Raw genomic sequence first — 23,848 nt, 5'->3', positions numbered from 1 at the left:
GCAATTAGTTTGTTTTTAGTGCTCATGAGGGTTACGCCGTTTAGAGGGGGCCGTTCTTCGGTACACTCTTAACCGAATGAACCGGCTGTTCTTCCTTTTCATGTTTTCTGGCAATATCGCCACCATGCGGACTATCTACATGATATTGTTTATCTTCTTTACGCACCTTGCTTTTATGCCCATTATCGGCCGGCCTGTGGGTCGGGGTATCTGATGGTGAAGGTTTATCTTTTTCGTTTGCTGGCTTTGTCATGTTTAGATAACAATAGCAATGGCGCTTTGTTTAACTCCAGATTTATATCAGAATTAACTGTTTAATTTGTCTGAACCAGGATTTGAGGGGATTAATATGATTTCGCAGATTGTATCTGGTGGAAGGGAAATCTGTGTAATCCGGAAAATCTACCCAAATCCAGGTTCGGGTCGGTGTTAATAAATGTTAAATCTGTTAAGCTAAAGCGTTATTAAACGATATTTATAAGCAATAAACTTTTACCTTTAGGGTGGGTTTCTTATTTTCGCACAAATATGATGTTAAATATACGGTTGAGATCGGGATTGGCGTTAAGCTTCTTTTCTCAAATCTTATATCTCACATCTCATATCTAAAGCAAGTAAATGGAAGAATTTGAAGCAAGCGCATCCTCCAAAAAGACAAAAACCATCTACATTTCAACTGTATTTGGTATTGCCATGGTGTTGTTAATGGTAGGGCTGCTGGGTTTAATACTGGTGTACGCTAAAAATATTTCGAGCTATGTTAAAGAAAACATCGTGCTTAATATTTTTGTTGATGATGCCGCCCACGAAAGCGATGTACTACAGCTTCAAAAACAGTTGGATGGCAACGTAATGGTAAAACAAACCCAGTACGTAAGTAAAGAGCTTGCCGCCCGTAACCTGCAAAAAGACCTTGGTGAAGACTTTGTAAAGTTTTTAGGTTATAACCCGCTATCGCAATCAGTTGATGTTTACCTGAAAGCAGAGTATGCTAACAACAAGGATATTGAAAAGTTTAAAGCCGAACTGCTTAAGAACCCATTGATAAAAGAGGTTAAATATCAACAATCACTGGTTGACCAGATGAACCAGAATGTTACCACCATCAGTTTGATCATCCTTACCTTCGCCGGTATTTTTGTGGTACTTTCGGTAGCGTTGATTAACAATACCATCAGGCTGGCTATTTATTCGCAGCGTTTCCTGATCAAATCAATGCAGTTGGTAGGGGCTACAAAAGGGTTTATCCGCAAGCCTTTTTTATTGTACGGGATCTGGCATGGTTTATTAGGCGGTTTAATCGCCATTATCCTGTTGATAGGTACGCTGTATGTAGCTTACGATAATGTACCCGACCTGGTGTTTTTACAAAACTACACCGAGTTTGGCATCGTGTTTTTAGTTGTTGTTGGCCTGGGTATTTTTATATCAGGCTTCAGCACCTTTTTAGCGGTTAACAAGTTTTTACGTTTAAAAATATACGATCTGTACAGATAAGGTTAAAGGCAAAAGGTTAAAGCTGAAAGGTTTGATGCCGGCCTTAAATCGATAATTCAAAACTCGATAATTCAATAATTAAAAAAGATATGGCACAAAAATTTAAACCAGCCGGCCCTGTAAAAACAACTGCTGCAACATCGCCGGCAGCTACTGGTGCTGCAAAAGCTACTGCGCCTGCGCAGCCGGTACAATTTATATTTGATAAAAGTAATTACCGTATGCTGATCATCAGTGTGGCGGTTGTGGCTTTCGGCTTTGTGCTGATGTCGGGTACAACTGATATTTACAGCACCACTAAAATTGTCATTGCCCCAATAGTAGTTTTGGGCGGCTTTGCTTTAGGCTTCTTTGCTATTCTTAAAAAGCCTTCGGTTAATTAATCCACTATCTACTCATTTACAGCGGGTATGTTTAAAATAAAGCATACCTGCTATAAATAACATATACCCTCTACCTCAACCCCTGAACCCCTAATGAATCTCATCCATGTTATTATCCTTGCAATTATTGAAGGGATAACTGAATTTTTGCCCGTATCGTCGACAGGGCACATGATCATTGCCTCATCAGTAATGGGCATAGCCGCCGATCCTTTTGTTAAACTTTTTACTATTGCCATACAACTGGGCGCAATCTTATCAGTAGTGTTCCTGTACTGGAGAAGGTTCCTGCAATCGGTTAATTTTTATCTAAAACTGTTCGTCGCTTTTATACCGGCAGCGGTGTTTGGTGTATTGTTTAGTAAAAAGATAGATGCTCTGTTGGAGAGCGCGCTTACTGTTGGTATTACCCTGTTTGTTGGCGGCATTATTTTATTGTTTGTTGATAAATGGTTTAACAAACCTGTGGTTAAAGAAGAAAAAGATATCAGTAATTTAACTGCTCTTAAAATAGGCTTTTTCCAGTGTTTGGCCATGATCCCCGGTACATCGCGTTCGGCTGCTACCATTGTTGGTGGTATGGCACAGAAACTGAGCCGTACTGCAGCTGCCGAGTTTTCATTCTTTTTAGCTGTGCCTACTATGTTTGCCGCAACTGCAAAAAAGCTTTATGACTTTCATAAAGAAGGGCATGTATTTACCGGCGAAGAGATTAAGCTGCTGGCCATAGGCAATATTATTGCTTTTATTGTTGCCATGCTGGCTATTAAAACATTCATCACTTTTCTTGAGCGCCGTGGCTTCCAGATTTTTGGCTGGTACCGTATTGTGATTGGAGCTGTTATTATAGGATTAATTTTGAGCGGACACCCGTTGCAAACGGTGTAAGCCTTTAAAGTATATCGCGTTAATTTGCGCCGCGCCGGATCAGTCTCATGTCAGAGGAGATTGATCCGGCGTAGTAATTTATAGCTTGTCCGGCAATAGGGCCGAAAATCGTACCTTTGCGAAAAATCGGATAAATTGATCCGGTATAAATAGAAGATTTGAAGAACACGTACACTAAGATAGAGGAATTTGCTGAAGGTCAGCTCCTGCTGGTTAATAAACCGTATCAATGGACAAGCTTTGATGTGGTTGGCAAACTCCGCAATTCATTTAAGCCGCTTAAGCTGAAGGTTGGCCATGCAGGCACGCTCGATCCGCTGGCTACCGGTTTGCTGATCATTTGCACTGGTAAAATGACCAAGCAGATTGATACTTTCCAGGCCGAGGAAAAGGAATATACCGGTACCATGGTATTGGGTGCAACTACGCCCTCATATGATATGGAAACGGAACCAGACAAAAGTTTCGACATCAGCCAACTCACCGAAGAAATGCTCCGTAATAACTGCGGACAGTTTATCGGTGAAATCCAGCAATATCCCCCGGCACACTCAGCCATTAAAGTTGATGGCGAACGTTTGTACGAAAAGGCCCGCCGCGGAGAAGAAGTAGAGCTAAAGCTGCGTAACGTAACTATAACCGAGTTTGAACTAACCGGTATTGAGCTGCCCGAGGTGGATTTCAGGGTGGTATGCAGTAAGGGTACTTACATCCGTTCGTTGGTGAATGATTTTGGCGCTGCTTTAGGCAACGGGGCCTATCTTTCAAAACTAAGGCGCACACGCAGCGGCAACTTCAAAATTGAGGATGCCTGGGAAGTAATGGAACTGGTAAATACTGTAAGGGAATTAAAAGTATCAAATGTGCCTACTGCTCGGTAAAGGAAATTTACAAAGCGCAAACACTCCGGTTATTAATCCCATCAACTAAAAATTAACTTTGTGTTTTACTCATATAATGAGGGTTTACAATAATATTGACGAATTTACAGCGGTAAACAATGCAGTAGTCACCATCGGTACATTTGATGGGGTACACATAGGGCACCGTAAAATTATATCAGGCATTAAGGAACTGGCCGAAAGCACAGGAGGCGAAACGGTGATCCTTACTTTTTTTCCGCACCCGCGCATGATCCTGCACCCGGAGGATGAAAGCATAAAGCTGATAACCACCATTACCGAAAAGGCCGAACTAATGGAACGCCTTGGGGTTGATCATCTCATTATAACCCCTTTTTCAAGGGATTTCTCCAATCAATCTGCCGAGAGCTATATTCGTGATGTGCTGGTTAACAAAATCGGTACAAAAAAAATAGTGATCGGCTACGACCACCGCTTCGGTAAGGACAGGCAGGGTGGCTTTGAAGACCTGCAGCGCCTTAGCCCTGTTTATGGTTTTGATGTGGTAGAGATTCCCGAACAGGACATCAACGAAGTGGCCATCAGCTCAACCCGTATTCGTAATGCCCTGTTAAGCGGTGATATTCATTTGGCCAATGCCTTTTTAGGCTATCCTTTCTTTATTACCGGAAAGGTTGTCCGCGGCGACCAGATCGGTCGTCAGCTTGGTTATCCGACAGCCAATATCGTGGTTGAAGAAAAATATAAGCTTATTCCGTGCGATGGTATTTTTGCGGTAACCGTGATTGTAGCCGGGCGCACATACAAAGGAATGGCCTATATCGGCAGCCGCCCAACGGTTAATGGCCTTACCCGCAATATCGAGGTAAATATTTTTGATTTTAACGAAGAAATCTATAATCAAACTATCCGTATGGAGTTTCATCATTACATTCGCGGCGATGTCAAATTTTCATCACTCGAAGAGTTAAAAGTGCAGCTGGCACAGGATAAGGTGGATGTATTGAAGGTGATGGGCCTGGATGCTTAGATTGAAGCCTGTTTAATCCTGACCAGGATATAAAAACAATTACAGGAGTTAGGATTGAGCAATGATTTGAAGCAGTTGCTGCGCCCAATAAGGGGGTTGCTCGTTCTCTTCTGTTATTTGTCCGTTGATTATGGTCATTAACGGAACCATTTCATAATCATCATTTAATCGTTGCAAGTTTTGGTATAGATGTACAGATGTAAATCTGTTATAAAACTTGCGGAGATTAGTCAGGCTTTCGGTATAATTTATGTTGATATATTCTAACGGAACAGCATGTCCGCCTTTAGCCACTCGTAACTTTACTCTTTCTATGCTTGCTTCAACGGAATCAAGCCCCATAAATACCAGGCGGGATTGGTAACCCTTATCTTTAAACTGCTGAACTGAATTAATAACGTCAGCATCGCGAAAATTAGTTTCAAACGCCGCATCTATCTGAGTCTTAGCTTTTCCTCTTTCCAGTCGGGAAAGTGTGTATCATTAATCGATCTCATGACCTGGCTTTCATCAAGACCGTAAATAGTTTTTTGAGTTCGGTAAACAGGAGGTCGCCATCAAAATATGGGGTACCGGGAGGTAGCATTGACGAAGCCAGTGTGCTTTTTCCAGCACCATTTGGCCCGGCAAAAACATACAGCTGTGGAATTGGCATTAACGGATAACTTTAACAGTTTTAATTAGTCCTGTTGCGGCATCTACGCGTACAATCTCCCGATGGTCCGAATATTGACGAACAAAAGTACCGAAGTCTGGATAATTTTGATTGCGGTAACTATTGTATAAGCCCGAGTTAAGATTTTCCTGTTGAATTTGTACAACCCGTGGCTGTATCAACTCTGATTGTTCGGAAAGTGTCCGCTCAAAAATCGGTTTGAATTTTTTAGCCATAAACAAAGATAATCATTTGCCTATAAAATGCTAAACTTCCTCAGTGCTTAAAAAATGACAGATAAACCTGTTTCACAACATGATACATCGCGAAAGCGAAAAATAATATAGCTATGCTGGTATTGATCAATTTGGTGCTTAGCGCAAATCGTTGCTGTATATACCTGGCAAATTTGGCGTAGATAAACAGGCATAAAAAAGCACCTGCTGCCGAACCCAGGCTAAAAATAACAAGGGCTACCCGGCCGTCAAGGATCCATTCATGTGTGATAAGGTATGTGCCGGTCACCATCCAGAAGGGCACCTGCATAGGGTTTAAAAAGCCTAATAAAATACCGTATTTAATACTGGCATGTTCGGAGTAGTTGGCTTTAGGCGGCTTGTTACGATGCACCCAGGTGATATATCCCATTACGCCGAAAAGCACTACCATTATCCAGTCGATAACTGTATTGAGCTGCAATTGCCCCGAAAGCCAGCGGGCAGCATGCATTATGAAATAAGTAAAGAAAAATTCAACAGCCGAAAAAGCGGTTATAAAACGTACAGCTTCCTTAATGCCACGGTTTATAGTGATCTGTACTAAAGTTAGGTTTATGTTGCCAGGGGGAATATAGCCTATAAAGTTGGCTATGATCCCGATGAAGAATGTTAGAAATATCATCGCAGCAAAGATAGGTTGTTAATCGGAGTTGGCAAATAATGTCTGAACCATGATTGACGGGATTTTAGGATTACCAGGGTTTCTGCTTTTGAATCCGATAATCTGACAAATCCGTTTAATCCCGGTTCAGAATCTTCCTTACATTTGCAAACTTTAACTTGTTAACATGCCAACTGAAAAAATAGTTTCGTTACTCCCGGCCGCTACCGAAATAATTTGTGCTTTAGGACTTGAGGAGAATTTAGTGGGCCGTTCGCACGAATGTGATTTTCCGGCATCTGTTAAACATTTACCCATATGTACCGAAGCTAATTTTCCTGATGGTTTAAGCAGTGCCGATATTGATGTAAAAGTGAAAGAGATCCTGGCCGATGCGTTATCGGTTTATACCGTAAAGCGCGAACAAATTAAAACCCTTGCACCGGATGTGGTGGTAACCCAGGCCCAATGCGAGGTTTGTGCTGTATCCCTGAAAGATGTTGAAGAAGCGCTGGAAAACTATCTTGATAAGCAGGCGCAAATTATCTCGCTGCAACCCAATAATCTTGATGATATCCTTAACGATATTACTACCATTGCTAATGCGCTTGACGTACAGCAGGCAGGTACCGAACTGCTTGAAAGCCTGCAGGAACGGGTTGACATTATTAAGCATAAACTGAAGTTTATAGATAGCAAACCCACCGTTGCCTGTATTGAATGGCTGGAGCCAATAATGATATCCGGCAACTGGGTACCAGGCCTGGTAAACATAGCAGGCGGAACGCCCGTTTTAGCGCAGGAGGGCAAGCACTCGCCATATGTTGAGTGGGATGACATCCTGCAGCAGGATCCGGAAATTATTGTGGTGATGCCTTGCGGCTTCAGTATTGAACGCACCATGCGGGAGATCAACCTGCTGTTGGACCGCCCGGGTTTTGCATCACTCAAAGCGGTGAAAAACGACAGGTTTTATATTGCCGATGGGAACCAATATTTCAATCGTCCCGGTCCAAGGATTGTAGATTCCATTGAGATCCTGGCCGAAATTATCCGCCCCAAGCAGTTCATATTTGGTTATGAAGGGGAAGGATGGATTAAGTTTTCGGTGTGATAAAATACTGCCGCAGGTTTAGCGATAGCGTAACCTGTGGTGTAGGGTAGCTTAAGCTTTCAGCTTAAATAAATGGGAAAGCTGAAAGCTTCAACAATGCCAGTCATGGGTTACGCTATCGCTAAACCCGCGACAGATAAGAAGACGCATGTGATGCGCTCTACGCAAAAAACACTTATTAAAATAATTTAAAAAGTGATATATTTACCTGTCTGCTATCTCCCAGGCACAGGATCAATTATGAACAAAATTTTTACGCTGATGGTTGTCGCCGCGGTTTTTGTATGCAGCGGTTTTAAAATTAATGATGATAAAAAACCGAACATAACCGACCTGCACCTCACCTGGCAGGTAATGGATAATAACTATCAGAATAAAAATCAAGCCCTCACCGCACTGGTGATTGCCAATAAAAGTCATGAGGTTTTACCGGCAGGGGGATGGAAGATCTACTTTAATTCCGGGCGGGGCTTTACCAAAGCAGCCGTTAGCAATAACGCCCTGATTGAGCAGGTTAACGGCGACTTATACAGCATAACCCCAACATCCGGCTTTAAAGACCTGAAACCCGGCGAAACCGCCCGCATTGAATTTGTGTGCGATGATCCTGTGGTAAACATCACCGATGCGCCCGAAGGGCCATACCTTGTTTGGGATACACAACCTGAAAAAGGCTATTCTTTCGGCTCATATGATATTATGCCGTACAAACCAACCTACCAGGGCTTAATAACCCCCGAAATTGTTTATGACAGGAATAAAACGGTTACCGATATTCCTGCCGATCAATTGGTGAAAGTTTTTCCTACGCCGATTAGTTATAGCCCGGGCAGCGGCACCTTTTCGTTTTCTGCGGGTGTTCAAGTTTCATCAGCTGATGCACGGTTCAGCAAAGAAGCAGTTGTTTTAAGTAATTATATTGCTGGCCTTTTCGGAAAAAAGAGCACAGGCAAATCTTCAGGCAAAATTATTTCATTTGAATATAAAGCCGGTTTGGGTAATGAAGCTTACGAGCTAAGTGTGAAGCCAACCAATGTGGTTATCCGGGCATCTGCAAGTACAGGCATCTATTATGGCATCCAGTCATTCAAAAGCCTGATCCCGGCGAGCGCTTTAGCTAAAACACCATCTTCGGTACAAATCCCCTGTGTGGAAGTTACAGATGCCCCCCGTTTTGCGTACCGTGCAGTGATGCTTGATGTAGCCCGTAACTTTCAGTCGAAACAACAGGTGCTGAAACTGCTGGAAGCGATGGGTATGTACAAGCTTAATGTATTGCACCTGCATTTAACAGATGATGAGGGATGGAGAATAGAGATTCCGTCATTACCCGAGCTTACTTCTGTTGGCTCGAAACGCGGGCATACACTTGATAGCAAACGCCACCTGCCACCGTCGCACGGCTCCGGTCCGGAGATTAACAATCCTTTCGGCAGCGGTTATTATACTAAGGCCGATTATATCGAGATCCTGAAATACGCTAACGACCGCCATATTACCGTAGTACCTGAAATTGAAACACCCGGCCATGCCCGCGGCGCTATTAAAGCGATGAATGCCCGCTACGACCGACTGATGGCCGAAGGTAAAAAGACTGAAGCCGAAAAATATCTGCTGTATGATCCCAACGATAAATCTGAATATCGCTCGGTACAGTATTGGAATGATAATGTGATTGACGTATCGCTGCCATCAACCTATAACTTTGTGGAGACTGTTGTCAACGATTTGATCAATACTTATAAAGAAGCGGGCGCACCGCTGTCTACCATTCATTTTGGTGGTGATGAAGTACCTGCCAACGTATGGGAAAAATCACCGGCGTATGTGGCGCTCAAGGCCACACATCCCGAAATACAAAACACAAACGATCTGTGGTACTACTTTTATGGTCGCGTTAATGAGATCCTTAAGGTGAAAGGCATCCTGCTTTCGGGTTGGGAAGAAATGGCGCTTCGTAAAACTACACTCGACGGTCAGCCAGCTTACGTACCAAATCCGGATTTTACAAAAGAACACCTACAGGTTGATGTTTGGAACAACGTGTTAGGCGGAGGACAGGAGGATTTGGCTTATCGTTTGGCCAATAGTGGTTACAAAGTGGTGCTAACCTGCGTTACCAACCTGTATTTTGATATGGCTAACTATAAGTCGTTTGATGAGCCGGGCTATTATTGGGGCGCGTTTTTGGGCATTGATAAATTCTTCTCATTTATCCCGTACGATTATTTTAAAAATGCTGATGTTGATAAGCAAGGCAACCCGATAAACAGGAATATCTTCATCGGCAAGCAACGCCTTACGGACTATGGCAAAAACAATATCGTGGGTTTGCAGGGTGCACTATGGGCCGAAACAGTGAAAGGCCCGGAACGGATGGATTACATGATCTTCCCGCGCCTGCTTGGCCTTGCCGAACGTGCCTGGGCGCAAGACCCGGCATGGGCTACCGAAAAAGATCCCGCAAAAAGTAAAGAAGAATACCAGGTGGCCTGGTCAAACTTTCTGAATGTTTTGGGTAAACGTGAGCTGCCGCGCCTTTCTTATTACAACGGCGGTTATGATTATCGTGTGCCAAAACCGGGCATTAGTCTTCAGGATGGTAAATACCTGAGCAATGTTGAATTTCCGGGCTTAACTATCCGTTATACAACCAATGGCAAAGACCCTGATACCGGTAGTAAGGTTTATACCGGTCCGGTTAATTATAACGGTGGTGTTATCAAATTCCGGGCTTTTGATCCGAAAGGGCGGGGAAGTAATATTGCTGAAGGAGGAAGTAATAATTTGAACCCGTAATTCAGTTTGCAGTTTTAGGTTTGCAGTTAAAAAGCCTTTATATTTTGCGCAGCAAGATATAAAGGCTTTTTTAATAATCCACGGTTGCCGCCGCTTGGCTCCTGCCGAGTGGCAACTATCCCACGGCCTCCGGCCGCCGTAAACAAGCATGGCGTACAAAGGCCAGAGGCCTTGAAATAATCGACACTCGGCTGGAGCCCACAGCCGTTAACCTAAGCAATTAATTGAACAAAAGGTTTTAAAAATCCCCTCTCGAGAGCAGGGCTGTTGCATTCTAAATATTATAAGTTAACTTGAGGTCAAAAAAGTTAGGATGGATAAGAGCATATTAGCGTATTTATCAGAGTTACCGGATATAAGGCGAAAGGCAGGCCAGCGCCATGACCAGACTTTCATTCTGTTGCTTGTGTTAATGAGTACAATGAGCGGTTATCATGGCTATCGTTCGATGGGTGATTTTATAAAGCGGAATGAAGTCGATCTTTTGGCCTTCTTTCAGCCTAATAAAGCCCGCCTTCCAAGCTTTTATACTATAAGACGTGTAATACAAGATTTAGACTTTAACAGCTTAAATGAGAGTTTCCATAAATGGGCCAGTCAGCATATTGATTTGTCTAAAAATGAATGGCTACATATAGATGGTAAGGCAATGAAAGGGACGATGAGCGATTATTCTCTTGACAAACAACGATTTGTAAGCCTGGTAAGCTTGTATAGTAGCAGGAGTAATCAAGTCGTTGGCCATGGTTTAGTTGACAACTCAAAACAAAGTGAAATCTCTGTAGTTCAGCAGCTTATTTCCAGTTTAGGATTACAGGGGGTAACGTTTACACTTGACGCATTACATTGTCAAAAAAAACGGTAGAGGCTATTATTGATACAGATAACAATTATATAATAGGCGTGAAGAAGAATCAAAAGAACCTTTACAAAAAGATCGAAACCATTACATCGGACGAGGCAATGGTTTGTAGTAAGTTTGTTGAGTTGTTGAAAAACAAAGGGCGAATAGAACGTAGAACAGTTTGGGTGTACCCGGGAACAGAGGAAATCAGTAACACATGGGCTGGGGTAAGCCAACTTATTAAAGTGCATCGCTGGGTAAAAGAAAAAGGACGTATCCGGGAAGAATACGCCTTTTTCATCAGTAGCTTAATCGGTAATGCGCAAACATTCTGCCATGGTATTAAAAGCCATTGGAGTATAGAAAACAGTCTTCATTGGGTAAAGGACGTGACATTTAACGAAGACGCTTCACGAATTAGAACATCCAATGCGCCTGAAAATACTTCTGTGTTCAGAAACATAGTTATTAATGTATTTAGAATAAATGATTACCCAAACCTCGCACAAGCGCAAAGGCTTGTTTGCAACGATATCAACAGGTTAAAACAACTATTAAATTAGAATGCAACAGCCCTGCTCTCGAGAGGGGATTTTTAAAACCCGTTTGTTTAATTAATTGCTTAAGTTAACGGCTATGGACTGGAGCCGGGCGGCGGCAAAATATAACATAAACGCAAAACGCCCCGGATTTTCCGAGGCGTTTTGCATTCTATATCAATAATGATTATTCACTAACCAGGTAATTCCAGTTATGGGTATCGGGAGCGTTACCATATTTAATAGCATCAAGTGTATCAAATACCTTGTTCGAAAACTCACGTGTTTTCGGATCGCTCAGGAAATACTCTTTGCCTTCGTAGCTGATTGAAGCTACAGGGGCTATGGTTGCGGCGGTACCGGCACCAAAGGCATCGGTAAGTTTACCGTTTTTAGCACCTTCCACAATCTCGGCTACAGAAACCTTGCGCTCTTCAACAGTAATACCCCACTCTTTAGCTAAGGCAATCACGGTATCGCGGGTTACACCATCCAGTATCGTGTCTTTTGCTTCGGCGGTGATCAGTTTACCATCTAACAGGAACATAGCGTTAGCTGCACCCATTTCTTCAATAAACTTATGCTCTTTGGCATCTGTCCATATTAACTGGTCAAAACCTTCTTCGGTTGCTTTGCGGGCAGGCAGCATGGAGCTTCCGTAATTACCAGCAGCTTTGGCATAACCCATACCGCCTTCAGCAGCGCGGGTATAGTGTGTTTCAATTTTAACACGCAATGGTTTTGAAAAGTAGGGGCCAACCGGGCCAACCAATACCATATATTTATAAGTAGAAGACGGTGTTACGCCCAGGTACGGATCAGTAGCAAACATGAACGGACGGATGTACAAAGCATGGTTTGGCTTTGAAGGAACCCAATCGCGGTCAAGATCAACCAGGGTAGCTATACTTTGCAGGAAGATCTCTTCGGGCAAGGTTGGCATGCAAAGGCGCTCGGCCGATTTGTTGAAACGGATAGCATTTTTATCCGGGCGGAAAACAGTGATTTTTCCATCCGCGTGTTTATAGGCTTTCAGTCCTTCAAAAAACGCTTGTCCGTAATGAAGTGCTGAAATTGCAGGGCTTAGACCAATTTCGCCATAGGGAATGACCGAGAGATTTTTCCATTCACCGTCCGCGTAATCGGCCACAAACATGTGGTCAGAAAAAGTTTTTCCAAAAGGTAAGTTGTCGAAGTCCGTTTGCTGCAAACGGGAAGCAGTAGTCCTGCTGATCTTGATGTCCAATGTCTCGGTCATGGCATTATAAATTAATAAATAATAGAAAATGGCAAGTTAACTATTTTTGAATCCAAAGCCAAAAAATCACGCTGTTAATTGGTGATTATCACATATACACTGCGCAATTATGACAATCGGGTTGCGATTTTTAAATACCGCTCAGTACATCATCAACCCAGGCTTTGCCCCAATTATCTTTCTCTTCGTCCGTCCAAACCCAGGGGTAAAAAATCCTTTTTTGAAAGCGCGGAGGCAGGTATTTTTGCCAGTTGGTACCGCCTGTTGCCTTAATATCCTCCGGCTCGCGGTTCAGGTACCGCACGGCCGATTTATAATGAGAAAGCGGCCAGTTTACGTTGACATTGATATCCAGCTGGCGCAATTCGTTGCGTAATTCAGGAGTCAGTTCTGATGATGAATCAAACTGTTTAGCCAGTGTATTAAAGTTGTGCTTAACGGCAGCTTTGCCCAGCTCAATAAATGTTTTTGAGTATTTTTTCTCGAACTGTTTAAGCGTCAAAGTCTTTTTACCGGTCGAAAGTTCGGTAGCGCCAAACTTCCAGTACAGGTATTCAAATTGCGCTTCAATAGTTGCATGCTGCAGTTCCTCACGTTTATCTTTAGCAACCAGGTTTATAAAATCCGTAGCATAAATCTCGATCATCCGGTACTGGCCCGACTGGAAACCGCTTGCCGGCAGCAATGACATTCTGAACTTCAAAAACTGCTCTTTCTCCATCCCGTCAACCATGATTTCGAACGAGTGGGTCAAAGCACCAAAATACCGGTTGATCCTTTTTAGCCGCGCGGTAAAAAACTCAGCAGTCAGCGGGCTTGCTTCGGCAATTTGCTTGCACTCATGCAGGGCAAGCTTAAAATACAGCTCCGTGATCTGGTGATAAATAATAAAGATCTCCTCGTCAGGAAATGGTGTTTTAGGGTTTTGTAAACTAAGCAGGGTATCCAGGTGGATATAATCCCAATAGGTTAAAAAATCGGCATAAAGCAGGCCATCAAGATATGAGTTCATATCCTGGCCCATGGCTTCATATTTTTCCTGCAGTTGGTTTAACCGGTCTTCAATTTCGGGAGAGAAATGCATACTTCAAAGGTAATAAAATAGTATACTGCTAAAACATATCCGTATTAGGTTGTTATAAAGGATACAAGCCTTATAAATATTATTATGAAGATCAGGAAGATACTCATCGGCATTGATGAAAGCGAGTTTTCACGTTATGCAGCGGCCTACGCTTTTGATATAGCCCATACCTATAGTGCCGAAGTAGGTTTGGTACATATAGTTGAACCTATCATAGTGCCCACCGATACCCAGGACGGCTTATTAGGAGGGATGCCATTTGATCCTAATATAAACCTGCCAGGCACAGAATTAGAAACATTGCAAACCGACCGCTCTGCCGCATTGCTGAATCAGACAGCAAAAGAATGGGGCGAAGGACTGGAGATAGCTCAATTTACCCAATACGGCTCAACAGCCGAGGGCATTATTGAATGCGGCCAAGAATTTAATGCCGACCTGATAGTTTTAGGCACTCATCGCCGTACCGGTATCGATAAATTCTTTTTAGGTAACGTTGCCGAGCAGGTGGTCAACAAATCGTTGATCCCTGTATTGGTTGTACCTTATATTGAAGCGAAAAATTAATATAAAAGCCTGAACTTGATAGTATGTTCAATGGCTTTTAACTCATTCAACACTTCGGTATCATAGCCTGTGTTAACATCGGTAATTACATAACCTATTTGCGGGTTAGTAACCAGGAACTCACCCACAATGTTAATATTATGGCGGGCGAACACATCGTTAATTTTAGCCAGGATCCCCGGTACGTTTTTGTGGATGTGAATTAAACGGTGCGCATTGTTAACACGCGGCGGTTGCAGATCGGGGAAATTACAGCTGGTATGTGTTTTGCCCTCGTTCATGAACGCCATTACCCTTTTCGGAAGGAAGTCGTTGCTGTGCGGATTATGCCTCGGGTCGTCAAATATAATGATCCCGTTTTCGGCAGCGGCATCGGCCAGCTTGCGGTTACATTTGCCAAAAATACCAATCACCTTTAACCTGCCTGCATTTTGAACCTGCTCAGCACTTGGCTGATGTTCTTCGTCGCAAAACAATACGCCGGCTTCTTCAAGATATTTTTCTTCAACGCTTTCGCGGTGGCGCATGTTGTATCCTTCTTTTTTGAGCTGGTCTAAAGCATCCTCATCCACATTACCCACAACCAAGCATTTAATACGGTTTTTAGGGTAGGAGATGGCACGGGGTAGTTTATTCAGATAGAGGAATTCGTCAAAACTTGGGGTAATATGGTCGGCCTTCTCGGCTACCGATTTACGTTCGATGTTTTCGGTAAAAGCGAAGAACTTTTTGATCATGCCCGATTCCTTTAACTGGAAATCAGAATAGCCGTCACCGATACCATAGATATCGCCCGGTAACTGGAGCTCTTTCAGCAGCTTTACCTTGCCACCCTCCTGCGAAAGCGGGTTTTCGCGGTCATAACCTATGATATTGCCTTCCTCGTCAAACACAAAAGTGTTGGCGTAGATATTTTCTTTTTTAATGTGATATTCGGTTACTACCGGTGTAATGAACTCTTTGAACCCGCCAGATACGATCAACACCTCGTCCTGGTGATTTTTAAAGAAAATAGTATTTCGCGAAAAAGAAGTGGAAACCTTCTTTTTAAGATGGCTGATCAGTTGCTTTAAATGATCGCGGTTGGCGTTGAGTAGTTTTACCCTGCGCTCTAAACTTTCGGTAAAGGATAGTTTACCTTCCATCGATGCATTGGTCAAATCTTCAATCTGCTTGTAGATATCTTCGCGGTCGGGACGATTTTTGAGAGAGATCCGGGCCAGTTCATCAAGGGCCTCAACCTGTGTAAAAGTGCTGTCGAAATCAATAATAAAGTACTGCTCCATCTTGGGTGCAAAGGTGCGAAAAAATTTACTGATGAAGTATAGAGAGTTTGTAGTTTAAATTGAAATAACCTTTTTTTGGTAATTTCATCATTAATTGATATATTTGATAACGTTCAAACAGTTTTAAAGCAAAAACAATGAAAAAATCAATCACATTTAATAAACCGTAGCGATGCATGTAATAATTGAAGATCACTTTCTGGGTGAAGTGGCCAATTACAACAAAGTAACCGGAAAATCACCTTTTCCGGACGAAGTGATCAAAGCTTTTAAAAAACGCTTATACCAAATCAGACAGGCAAAAAATACTGCTGATTTGCGGATGATTAAAAGCCTTCATTTTGAAAAACTAAAAGGAAAGAAATACGAGGGTAAATATTCGATACGATTGAATATATCTTACCGTTTAATATTTCGGATTGAAAACAACGAGATCAGCAGATTGGAGATCATTTGTATTGAAGAGATCAACAATCACTACTCATAAATTAGGGCCAGGAGCCCATCATACTAATTATGAATAATCAGGTATTAGATCATAATGGTAACGAAGTTGAAATAGAAGCATTTCATCCGGGCGAATTTTTGCAGGAAGAAATTAAAGAAAGGGCTATCCTCAAAAAGGATGTAGCTAAAGCCCTCCATATTTGGCCCCATCACTTAAGCGAGATATTTGCAGGCAAAAGAAATATTTCTGCAAAGCTTGCTGTAAGGCTTGAAAAGCTATTAGGTATCAGTTCCCATTATTGGTTAGGTTTACAAATGGAATATGATTTGTTTGTTGCCAGAGAAGAAGAGCTATCGGTTTAACCCGCTCAACCTACTTTAAAGCCGAGCAAACCTCCGTTATAGTTTTACTTATCGGCTTAAACTCAAACCCTATCGCCTTTTTAATTTTTGAATTATCAAACTCGCGGGTCAAGGAAGCTGCCCGGGCCGATGTTTTGTCGATGGCCGGATCTCCTCCGGTCAAAGCAGCTGCAACAGCCGCTCCACGCCAGGCCAGTTCCATCATCCAGGGCTTAGCAAAAATAGCAGGTGGTTTAATTCCGAATCCATTCGCGATCTCGGTAACCATCCCTTTATAATCGCGGTTTTCGGCGCTAATGATGTAGCGTTCGGCGGTGATATTGCTGTTCATTAAACCTGTCATACATTTGGCAACATCTTCCACATCAACAAAACCAATAGTGCCTGAAGTGTAAAATTTCAGCCCCTTTTTTACTGTATTGAACAACACACCGCTTCCCTCAGTACCGGCACTTGCACCTATAATAAGCGAAGGGTTAACAATAACAGCATCCAAACCCTCGGCAATACCCCGCCAAACTTCCATCTCACTTTCCAATTTGGATATGGCATAGCCATCATTTTCTGTTGATTGCTCCAGGTGATGGTTTTCGGTAATTAACTCGCCGGGTTTAGCTGCGCCAATAGCAGCTATTGAACTTACGTGCACCATTCTTATACCACGCTCGTTGCACAGGTTAACCAGGTTGGCTGTCCCCGTAACATTAGTGCTGATCATTGGCTTCTTATCAGCCTGTTTTAATGAAACCCAGGCGGCGCAGTGATAAACCTGTGTAATGCCATCAAGCGCATCGGCCAAGGCAAAAATATCCATCATATCGGCGTCAACCCAGTCGATGCCTTGCTGATAAGGCAACAATAGCTTTGGGATAACGGAGCTTGCCCTTTTGGTACAACGGATCCGTTGCCCGGTAGTGGTAATTAAAAGTTTTGCCAGTTCGGCCCCGAGAAAACCAGTTGCGCCTGTTATTAAGATCATGATGCAAATGTGATTATTTTTTAGCTCAAAGCAGAAAGGCTAAGGCCGAAAGCTTTCTTTTTTAAACTTAAGCAACATGGTAAGAAAAGCTTTCTGCTTTTGGCCTTAAGCTTTCGGCTAAAAAATCCGCACATTTGCACATCTGAAATCTGCACATTAAATAATTATGTCATTAGCTGATTTTTTTACGCCGATTGATCTTAAAAAGATAGCTCCTAAAAAAGGCTATTATACCAGCCAGCTTGGCGATAAAATTGTGCATTATTCTGTCGATTTTCCCGATCTGGAAGAGAAAACGGATATTGCTATCATTGGCGTTATGGATGATCGCAATGCAACCGGCAACCCGGGCTGTTCGCTTGGGCCCGATTATATCCGCGAAAAACTTTACCAGCTCAATGAAGGCGGCTATTCTGTAAAAATCGCAGATCTCGGAAACATTCGTGCCGGCGAAAAAGTGACTGACACTTACGTCGCTGTTAAAACCGTAGTGGCCGAACTGATCAAAAAAGATATCATCCCGGTTATTTTAGGTGGCGGACAGGATATTACCTATGCCCAATATATGGGCTATGAAGAGCTTGAACAAAAGGTTGACCTGGTGGTGATCGATTCGCATTTTGACCTGGACGAGGATGACCATGGCGGCAGTATCGAAACAACCTCCGGCTCCTATCTCAATAAAATATTCCTGCACGATCCAAATTACCTGTTCAACTTCAGCAATCTTGGCTACCAAACCTATTTTGTAAGCCAGGACAGCCTGCGGGTGATGGATAAGCTTTTTTTTGATGTACACCGCTTAGGCGAACTGAGCGGCAACATTGCTGTTACTGAACCCACTATCCGCAATGCCAGTATGGTAAGTTTCGATATCGGCGCCATCCGCGCTGCCGATGCCATGGGAAATGCCAATGCCACGCCAAATGGTTTTTATGGCGAAGAAGCCTGCCAGCTCTGTCGTTACGCGGGCTTTAACGATAAGCTTACTTCGATAGGTTTTTATGAATTTAACCCTGCTTATGACAGTAACGGGCAAACCGCCTGGCAGCTGGCGCAAATGATCTGGTATTTTATTGATGGTTTTTATAACCGTAAGAGAGATTTTCCGCTTAATCCAAAATCACAATATCTGATCTATAAAACCAGCCTAACCCATGAAGACCAGGAAGTAATATTTGTAAAAAGCAAAAAATCCGACCGCTGGTGGATGCAGGTGCCCTATCCTTCAGCCGGTTCACCTAACGAGCGTTTTCATTTGGTACCCTGTAGTTATGCCGATTATAAAACGGCAACCTCGGGCGAATTGCCGGATCTTTGGTGGCGTACTTATCAAAAATTAAACTGATATTCACAATTTTAACCCATGCTCAAACGTTAGCAGCGTAGAGTTTTTATATATTTTAATGAAGAAATTATTTTTTTACATAGCCGCCATGCTGCCGGTAACGGCACTTGCACAGGCAACAGATACCTTTGTTATTAATGGCAAATTAGGCAATGTCACCGCACCTGCCAAGGTATATTTATCGTACCAACTGGGTGCTAATAATGTTACCGATTCGGCCAATGTGGTTAACGGTGCATTTTCATTTACCGGCACTATCTTTAACCCCGTTAATGCCACATTAGCCGTTAACTATAAGGGTTTACCCCTCGAAAAATTTATCGACGGCAGCTATAAATATGCCGATAACGGCAGTCTGATTTCAAAAACTGCCGACGACATAGATTTTTTCCTGGAAAAAGGTACCATCACAATCGTCAGTAAAGATTCGATAGATAACGCACAGATCACAGGCTCTAAACTCAATGCTGATAATGTAAAACTCCAGGCCCAGTTAAAAGCCATCAATCAAAAAGGCGAAAAACTGATGGCTGAGGCCAAGGCAGCAACGCCTGAACAGCAAAAATCGGCAGCTTTCAGGAGTGCCGTGCAGGCAAGGTATAAAGCCCTGCAAACAGAGCAAAAAACAACCTTGAAAAGCTTTATTGCAGCCAACCCCGACAGTTATTTAAGCTTGCTTGCCCTGACTTCAGTAAGCGGTCCTGCTCCCGACCTTGGCGAAGTTGAGCCATTATACAATTCTTTGTCGCAAAACATCAAAGATACCGAGGCCGGCAAAATGATGAAGGTGCAGCTTGACGCCCTAAAAGTTACGGCTATCGGCTCCGAGGCTCCTGATTTTATACAAAACGATGTTAACGGAGCTCCTGTAAAGCTATCGTCGTTCAGGGGCAAATATGTATTACTTGATTTTTGGGCCTCATGGTGCGGTCCCTGCCGCCAGGAAAACCCGAATGTGGTGCGTAACTATGCAAGGTTTAAAAACAAAAACTTTACGGTAGTTGGGGTTTCTTTAGACAGGCCCGACGGCAAATCGGCGTGGCTTGCTGCCATTAAAAGTGACGGATTGGAATGGACACAATTATCCGATCTTAAATTCTGGAACAACCAGGCTGCTGCCTTGTACTCGGTAACATCTATCCCTCAAAACTTCCTGATTGATCCGCAGGGAAAAATCATTGCAAAAAACCTGCGCGGCGAAGATCTTGATGCCAAACTGGAACAGCTGTTTGGGAAATACAATTAATTGTTGCTAAGGCCCTGCCAGGGCAATATTAATTAATATGTCATATTCACCGTTGAATTAGCCGGATATTTAATACCCGGCTAATTTTATTATATTGCGATATGAACTTGACCTCAATTAAAAAAATAGCTTTAACAGCAATTGCAAGCGCCCCTGCTTTAGCTTTTGCCCAGGATGCCCAATATACTGTGCAAGGTAAAATTGGCGTCTATAACGCACCGGCGAAAGTCTATGTGCAATATCGTAAAGATGGAAAAACGGTTGTTGACTCGGCAGTATTAAACGGAGGGAACTTCAAATTTACCGGTAAAACAAGCACAACAACACCTGTAAGCGGTTATATTTTGTTTAACCCCAAAGGTACCGGCCTGCATAGCTCAGAAGATTACCGTTCCATTTACCTGGAACCGGGTACCATCGAGGTAACCGCAACTGATAAAATTGCTGATGCAAAAATAGCAGGCACCAAAACCAATAACGACAACGAAAAATATAACCAGGCCGAAAAACCGATCAACGACGCATACGAAGCGCTTGCTGCAAAACGTAAAACCGCTACCCCAGAGCAACTGGCCGAATTAAACGCCGAAGAAAAAAAGATAGACGATCGGGATGCACAGGTAAATAAAAAGTTTATCCAGGAAAACCCCGATTCATATGTAAGCCTTAACGCGCTTGAATCATATGCTTACAGTGCCGATTACGTAGATATTGCCCCATTGTTCAGCAACTTTAGCCCTGCTATTAAAGCAACCGAAGCAGGCAAGAAATTTGCCGACCGCCTGCCGAAATTAAAAGCCGTGGCATTAGGTGCTATAGCACCCGAATTTGCCGAAGCTGATACTGCCGGTAAAATGGTGAGCCTGTCATCATTCCGCGGTAAATATGTACTGATAGATTTCTGGGCATCATGGTGCGGCCCTTGCCGCCGTGAAAACCCTAATGTGGTAAAAGCATACAATACTTACAAAGGCAAAAACTTTACTATTCTTGGTGTATCGTTAGACAGGCCAAATGCTAAAGATAAATGGCTGGCAGCTATCCACAAAGATGGCCTTACCTGGAACCATGTATCCGATCTTAAATTCTGGGACAGCAAAGCTGCCGATCTGTATGCCGTACGCGGCATCCCCCAAAACTTTTTATTAGATCCTAACGGCAAGATCATAGGTAAAAACCTACGGGGTGAAGACCTGGAGAACAAGCTTGCGGAGATTTTTGGAAAGATTTAATGCCATTTTAGGTCATTGATCATAAAGCCTTGGCAAATCAATTTGTTAAGGCTTTTTGTTTATTCCTCATCCCTGAGATTTAAGGAACAAAAGGAAAATGGCAGGCATTGTCCAAAAGCCCAACTTACGAGTTTTCAAAACGTCGTAAGTTTCAACTCTGTCAGCTCACAACATCAAGATATTTACAAACGGGCGATATGCTTTTACAAGTATAAACACCTATTTTTGAGGGCTATCCCTGATTGTCAATCTATGCTAAAACGCTTTACTCTTATAACTTCTATACTTGCTGTTGCTATTACAGCCAATGCTCAAAATAAAATACGCTCCAAAAAAGACACTACCGAGCTTAAACCCGTGATCATTAAAGGTTACTTGAGCGATCAGCCTGTAATAAGCGTACCGGCATCAGTAAGTGTGCTTAATGCGGCCCAGCTCAGGATTCAGCCCGATAATTCATTTGTAAACGCGTTAAATACAGTTCCAGGGGTACGTACCGAAGAACGTTCGCCGGGCAGCTATCGTTTATCTATAAGGGGTAGCTTGCTTCGTTCACCTTTTGGGGTAAGGGATGTAAAGATCTACTTTGACGATATCCCACTTACCGACGCCGGGGGCAACAGCTATTTAAATGCCATTGATATAGCGGGCATACAAAAGGTTGAAATATTAAAAGGTCCGGATGGTAGCTTATTTGGGGCCAACTCGGGTGGGGTGGTGATCCTTAGTCCGCTTAACCGGTATAACGACAGTACCTATATTTCAGCCGGCATAAATGGCGGCTCGTACGGGTTGTTTCATGAAAAAGCTGCGGTACAATTAAAAACCACCAATTACCTGCTCAACATTAACCAAAGCTTTCAAACCTATCACGGTTACAGGCAAAACAGCGATACGCATCGTAACTACCTGCAACTGGCCGATAGCTGGAACTACAGTGGTAAAAACACATTAAAAGCACTGGGGATTTATTCTGACCTGGCCTATCAAACACCGGGGGGCTTAAATTTGGCCCAGTATACAGCCAATCCGAGATTAGCCCGCCAGCCTACACCAACTTTGCCCGGGGCTATTCAGCAACGTATAGGTATCACCACCAAAATGTATTTAGGCGGCCTAACCAACGAATACCATTTCAATAATCACATCCGCAACGTACTGGCTGTTTTTGGGAACCATGTTGATTTCGCCAACCCTTTTATCACCAACTATGAGCAGCGGAGCGAAAACACTTATGGCTTCCGTACTTATTTTGAATTAACCGGCGATAAGAAACCCAATTTAGACTGGAAAATTGACCTCGGTTTTGAATGGCAGCAAACCAACTCACACATTGCCAACTATGGCAATAAGAAGGGGGTAAAAGATACCATCCAAACCATTGATGATATTCACACCAACCAGCATTTTGTATTTGCCCGTTATGCTGCTGATGTGTACAAACGCCTGCATATCGAAGCGGCGGTAAGCTTAAATGATTATGGTTATGATTTTAAAAACTTATATCCGCTTAATCAAAACAACTTTACTAACCGCAACTTCAGCGCACAACTGATGCCGAGGCTGGCTTTGTCATACCAGATAAGTAATGATTTTGTATGGAGGGCAACAATTAGCAGAGGGTACTCAACTCCCACAACTGCTGAAGTAAGGCCAACAGATAACGTTGTTAATACCAGCCTGCAAGCCCAATACGGTTGGAATTACGAAACGGGGTTTCGTTTGCGTAACCACGATGAAAGTTTGATGTTAGATCTGTCGGTCTTTTATTACCGTATCACTAATGCTATTGTACGACGCGTAAACACCGACGAAACAGAACATTATATTAACGCTGGGGGCACTAACCAACCCGGCACAGAAATATCCTTTTACTATTGGATAATAAAGCAAAACAGGAGCTCATTTATCCGGGGGCTGTTATTTAATGAATCATATACGTTCAATCAATTTAAATTCAGAAGCTATGCCAATGCTACCAGCAATTACAGTGGTAATAGCCTTACAGGTGTGCCAGATTTCGTTTACGTAACAAGTCTGCAAATTAGGTTTCCTCAATATTTGTCACTATTTATTCAACATAATTATACGTCGAGTATTCCGCTTAACGATGCCGGCTCTGTTCGCGCAGGGCATTATAATCTTTTACAATCAAGAATTAGTTATCAGCCAGCCATCGGCCATAAAACACATTTTGAAATATTTGCTGCCGCGGATAACTTGCTGAACCAAAAATATAGCCTGGGTAATGATTTGAATGCTGTGGGTAACAGGTATTATAATGCAGCACCGTTGAGGAATTATTCGGTTGGGATGAATTTTATATATTAGATGGCTTATGGTTCATAGATCATAGTAAACACCGCCGACGCTCGGCTCCTGCCGAGTGTCGATTATTTCCAGGCCTCTGGCCTGTGTACGACATGCTTGTTTACGCCGGCCAGAGGCCGTGGGATAGTTGCCACTCGGCGGCAGAGGGGTTAACAGGGTTAACACAATTTTTAATATTTCAGTTTAAGTAATTGATCTACAATTGATTAATAAAAA

General features: G+C 42.9%; 23 protein-coding genes and 1 pseudogene. 15 read left to right on the top strand and 9 right to left on the bottom strand.

What is annotated here, in order from left to right:
* Positions 1-40: 40 nt before the first annotated feature.
* Positions 41-253, bottom strand: coding sequence for a hypothetical protein (locus SNE26_RS26060; protein ID WP_321556772.1), 213 nt, complete (start codon positions 251-253; stop codon positions 41-43).
* A gap of 365 nt (positions 254-618) precedes the next feature.
* Here SNE26_RS26060 and SNE26_RS26055 point away from each other — a divergent pair, with 365 nt between their 5' ends.
* The 5 genes from SNE26_RS26055 to SNE26_RS26035 all read left to right on the top strand — a co-directional run bounded on the left by SNE26_RS26055 (position 619) and on the right by SNE26_RS26035 (position 4,661).
* Positions 619-1,497 (top strand): ABC transporter permease, encoded by an 879-nt coding sequence (locus SNE26_RS26055; RefSeq protein WP_110586228.1) that lies wholly within the window; start codon positions 619-621, stop codon positions 1,495-1,497.
* A gap of 89 nt (positions 1,498-1,586) precedes the next feature.
* Positions 1,587-1,880 carry a DUF3098 domain-containing protein gene (locus tag SNE26_RS26050; protein WP_321556771.1) on the top strand — a complete coding sequence of 98 codons (294 nt, stop codon included), beginning with the start codon at positions 1,587-1,589 and terminating at the stop codon, positions 1,878-1,880.
* A 93-nt stretch (positions 1,881-1,973) separates the two neighbouring features.
* Positions 1,974-2,768 carry an undecaprenyl-diphosphate phosphatase gene (locus SNE26_RS26045; protein WP_321556770.1) on the top strand — a complete coding sequence of 265 codons (795 nt, stop codon included), beginning with the start codon at positions 1,974-1,976 and terminating at the stop codon, positions 2,766-2,768.
* Between the two features lie 149 nt (positions 2,769-2,917).
* Positions 2,918-3,649, top strand: coding sequence for a tRNA pseudouridine(55) synthase TruB (truB, locus tag SNE26_RS26040; RefSeq protein WP_373695607.1), 732 nt, complete (start codon positions 2,918-2,920; stop codon positions 3,647-3,649).
* A gap of 76 nt (positions 3,650-3,725) precedes the next feature.
* A complete protein-coding gene (locus tag SNE26_RS26035) occupies positions 3,726-4,661 on the top strand; it encodes a bifunctional riboflavin kinase/FAD synthetase (protein ID WP_321556768.1) in 936 nt (311 codons plus the stop codon).
* 48 nt (positions 4,662-4,709) lie between these two features.
* Here the strand turns inward: SNE26_RS26035 and SNE26_RS26030 are convergent, their stop codons facing one another.
* From SNE26_RS26030 to SNE26_RS26015, 4 genes are read right to left on the bottom strand one after another with little or no spacing between them, the layout of a single operon-like run.
* Entirely contained in the window at positions 4,710-5,099 is a 390-nt protein-coding gene (locus tag SNE26_RS26030) for a zeta toxin family protein (RefSeq protein ID WP_321560057.1), read from the bottom strand.
* A gap of 55 nt (positions 5,100-5,154) precedes the next feature.
* Positions 5,155-5,316, bottom strand: coding sequence for a hypothetical protein (locus SNE26_RS26025; RefSeq protein ID WP_321556767.1), 162 nt, complete (start codon positions 5,314-5,316; stop codon positions 5,155-5,157).
* On the bottom strand, positions 5,316-5,552 hold the full coding sequence (locus SNE26_RS26020) for a hypothetical protein (RefSeq protein WP_321556766.1): 237 nt from the start codon (positions 5,550-5,552) through the stop codon (positions 5,316-5,318). The genes SNE26_RS26025 and SNE26_RS26020 overlap by 1 nt, the downstream gene beginning before the upstream one ends.
* 40 nt (positions 5,553-5,592) lie before the next feature.
* Positions 5,593-6,216 (bottom strand): LysE family transporter, encoded by a 624-nt coding sequence (locus SNE26_RS26015; RefSeq protein WP_321556765.1) that lies wholly within the window; start codon positions 6,214-6,216, stop codon positions 5,593-5,595.
* 166 nt (positions 6,217-6,382) lie between these two features.
* Here SNE26_RS26015 and SNE26_RS26010 point away from each other — a divergent pair, with 166 nt between their 5' ends.
* The 3 genes and pseudogenes from SNE26_RS26010 (at position 6,383) to SNE26_RS29590 (ending at position 11,515) form a co-directional block, all read left to right on the top strand.
* The gene (locus SNE26_RS26010; protein WP_321556764.1) at positions 6,383-7,309 is read left to right on the top strand and encodes a cobalamin-binding protein; all 927 of its coding nucleotides are present in this window, start codon (positions 6,383-6,385) and stop codon (positions 7,307-7,309) included.
* A gap of 240 nt (positions 7,310-7,549) precedes the next feature.
* Positions 7,550-10,108 carry a family 20 glycosylhydrolase gene (locus SNE26_RS26005; protein ID WP_321556763.1) on the top strand — a complete coding sequence of 853 codons (2,559 nt, stop codon included), beginning with the start codon at positions 7,550-7,552 and terminating at the stop codon, positions 10,106-10,108.
* Between the two features lie 313 nt (positions 10,109-10,421).
* Positions 10,422-11,515, top strand: a pseudogene (locus tag SNE26_RS29590) (ISAs1 family transposase).
* Positions 11,516-11,678: 163 nt separating this feature from the next.
* Here the strand turns inward: SNE26_RS29590 and SNE26_RS25990 are convergent.
* On the bottom strand, positions 11,679-12,749 hold the full coding sequence (locus SNE26_RS25990) for a branched-chain amino acid aminotransferase (protein WP_321556761.1): 1,071 nt from the start codon (positions 12,747-12,749) through the stop codon (positions 11,679-11,681).
* Between the two features lie 130 nt (positions 12,750-12,879).
* Positions 12,880-13,833 carry a tryptophan 2,3-dioxygenase family protein gene (locus tag SNE26_RS25985; RefSeq protein ID WP_321556760.1) on the bottom strand — a complete coding sequence of 318 codons (954 nt, stop codon included), beginning with the start codon at positions 13,831-13,833 and terminating at the stop codon, positions 12,880-12,882.
* A gap of 84 nt (positions 13,834-13,917) precedes the next feature.
* Here SNE26_RS25985 and SNE26_RS25980 point away from each other — a divergent pair, with 84 nt between their 5' ends.
* Positions 13,918-14,400 carry a universal stress protein gene (locus SNE26_RS25980; RefSeq protein WP_321556759.1) on the top strand — a complete coding sequence of 161 codons (483 nt, stop codon included), beginning with the start codon at positions 13,918-13,920 and terminating at the stop codon, positions 14,398-14,400.
* Here the strand turns inward: SNE26_RS25980 and SNE26_RS25975 are convergent.
* A complete protein-coding gene (locus SNE26_RS25975; protein ID WP_321556758.1) occupies positions 14,397-15,686 on the bottom strand; it encodes an HAD-IB family phosphatase in 1,290 nt (429 codons plus the stop codon). The two genes, SNE26_RS25980 and SNE26_RS25975, sit on opposite strands and share 4 nt — an antisense overlap.
* Positions 15,687-15,858: 172 nt before the next feature.
* Here SNE26_RS25975 and SNE26_RS25970 point away from each other — a divergent pair, with 172 nt between their 5' ends.
* Both SNE26_RS25970 and SNE26_RS25965 read left to right on the top strand, forming a co-directional pair.
* Positions 15,859-16,173 (top strand): type II toxin-antitoxin system RelE/ParE family toxin, encoded by a 315-nt coding sequence (locus SNE26_RS25970; protein ID WP_321556757.1) that lies wholly within the window; start codon positions 15,859-15,861, stop codon positions 16,171-16,173.
* Positions 16,174-16,202: 29 nt separating this feature from the next.
* Positions 16,203-16,496, top strand: coding sequence for a HigA family addiction module antitoxin (locus SNE26_RS25965; protein ID WP_321556756.1), 294 nt, complete (start codon positions 16,203-16,205; stop codon positions 16,494-16,496).
* Between the two features lie 10 nt (positions 16,497-16,506).
* On the opposite strand, the gene SNE26_RS25960 is transcribed toward SNE26_RS25965, so the two are convergent.
* Complete coding sequence (locus SNE26_RS25960; protein WP_321556755.1) at positions 16,507-17,475, bottom strand: NAD-dependent epimerase/dehydratase family protein; 969 nt, start codon at positions 17,473-17,475, stop codon at positions 16,507-16,509.
* 166 nt (positions 17,476-17,641) lie between these two features.
* On the opposite strand from SNE26_RS25960, the gene SNE26_RS25955 reads away from it, so the two are divergent.
* The 4 genes from SNE26_RS25955 to SNE26_RS25940 all read left to right on the top strand — a co-directional run bounded on the left by SNE26_RS25955 (position 17,642) and on the right by SNE26_RS25940 (position 23,632).
* Positions 17,642-18,823, top strand: coding sequence for a formimidoylglutamase (locus SNE26_RS25955; RefSeq protein WP_321556754.1), 1,182 nt, complete (start codon positions 17,642-17,644; stop codon positions 18,821-18,823).
* A 58-nt stretch (positions 18,824-18,881) separates the two neighbouring features.
* A complete protein-coding gene (locus SNE26_RS25950) occupies positions 18,882-20,069 on the top strand; it encodes a TlpA disulfide reductase family protein (protein ID WP_321556753.1) in 1,188 nt (395 codons plus the stop codon).
* Positions 20,070-20,170: 101 nt separating this feature from the next.
* Positions 20,171-21,301, top strand: a complete 1,131-nt coding sequence (locus SNE26_RS25945) for a TlpA disulfide reductase family protein (RefSeq protein WP_321556752.1) — start codon at positions 20,171-20,173, stop codon at positions 21,299-21,301.
* A gap of 252 nt (positions 21,302-21,553) precedes the next feature.
* Positions 21,554-23,632: a TonB-dependent receptor domain-containing protein gene (locus tag SNE26_RS25940; RefSeq protein ID WP_321556751.1), complete on the top strand. Its 2,079-nt coding sequence runs from the start codon at positions 21,554-21,556 to the stop codon at positions 23,630-23,632.
* Positions 23,633-23,848 lie beyond the last annotated feature (216 nt).

Source organism: Mucilaginibacter sp. cycad4 (assembly GCF_034263275.1).
In the GTDB taxonomy this organism is placed as follows: Bacteria; Bacteroidota; Bacteroidia; order Sphingobacteriales; family Sphingobacteriaceae; genus Mucilaginibacter.
Note: the sequence above shows the minus strand (reverse complement) of the source record. Positions and strands in the feature narration are given on the sequence as shown.

Coding starts and splice junctions, on each gene's coding strand:
- SNE26_RS25990 (WP_321556761.1), bottom strand. CDS start 12,749: ATGACCGAGACATTGGACATCAAGATCAGCAGGACTACTGCTTCCCGT.
- SNE26_RS25975 (WP_321556758.1), bottom strand. CDS start 15,686: ATGGAGCAGTACTTTATTATTGATTTCGACAGCACTTTTACACAGGTT.
- SNE26_RS26020 (WP_321556766.1), bottom strand. CDS start 5,552: ATGGCTAAAAAATTCAAACCGATTTTTGAGCGGACACTTTCCGAACAA.
- SNE26_RS25940 (WP_321556751.1), top strand. CDS start 21,554: ATGCTAAAACGCTTTACTCTTATAACTTCTATACTTGCTGTTGCTATT.
- SNE26_RS25950 (WP_321556753.1), top strand. CDS start 18,882: ATGAAGAAATTATTTTTTTACATAGCCGCCATGCTGCCGGTAACGGCA.
- SNE26_RS25960 (WP_321556755.1), bottom strand. CDS start 17,475: ATGATCTTAATAACAGGCGCAACTGGTTTTCTCGGGGCCGAACTGGCA.
- SNE26_RS25945 (WP_321556752.1), top strand. CDS start 20,171: ATGAACTTGACCTCAATTAAAAAAATAGCTTTAACAGCAATTGCAAGC.
- SNE26_RS26015 (WP_321556765.1), bottom strand. CDS start 6,216: ATGATATTTCTAACATTCTTCATCGGGATCATAGCCAACTTTATAGGC.
- SNE26_RS26025 (WP_321556767.1), bottom strand. CDS start 5,316: ATGCCAATTCCACAGCTGTATGTTTTTGCCGGGCCAAATGGTGCTGGA.
- SNE26_RS25955 (WP_321556754.1), top strand. CDS start 17,642: ATGTCATTAGCTGATTTTTTTACGCCGATTGATCTTAAAAAGATAGCT.
- SNE26_RS26035 (WP_321556768.1), top strand. CDS start 3,726: ATGAGGGTTTACAATAATATTGACGAATTTACAGCGGTAAACAATGCA.
- SNE26_RS25965 (WP_321556756.1), top strand. CDS start 16,203: ATGAATAATCAGGTATTAGATCATAATGGTAACGAAGTTGAAATAGAA.
- SNE26_RS26050 (WP_321556771.1), top strand. CDS start 1,587: ATGGCACAAAAATTTAAACCAGCCGGCCCTGTAAAAACAACTGCTGCA.
- SNE26_RS26045 (WP_321556770.1), top strand. CDS start 1,974: ATGAATCTCATCCATGTTATTATCCTTGCAATTATTGAAGGGATAACT.
- SNE26_RS25980 (WP_321556759.1), top strand. CDS start 13,918: ATGAAGATCAGGAAGATACTCATCGGCATTGATGAAAGCGAGTTTTCA.
- SNE26_RS26060 (WP_321556772.1), bottom strand. CDS start 253: ATGACAAAGCCAGCAAACGAAAAAGATAAACCTTCACCATCAGATACC.
- SNE26_RS26055 (WP_110586228.1), top strand. CDS start 619: ATGGAAGAATTTGAAGCAAGCGCATCCTCCAAAAAGACAAAAACCATC.
- SNE26_RS26010 (WP_321556764.1), top strand. CDS start 6,383: ATGCCAACTGAAAAAATAGTTTCGTTACTCCCGGCCGCTACCGAAATA.
- SNE26_RS25985 (WP_321556760.1), bottom strand. CDS start 13,833: ATGCATTTCTCTCCCGAAATTGAAGACCGGTTAAACCAACTGCAGGAA.
- SNE26_RS25970 (WP_321556757.1), top strand. CDS start 15,859: ATGCATGTAATAATTGAAGATCACTTTCTGGGTGAAGTGGCCAATTAC.
- SNE26_RS26005 (WP_321556763.1), top strand. CDS start 7,550: ATGAACAAAATTTTTACGCTGATGGTTGTCGCCGCGGTTTTTGTATGC.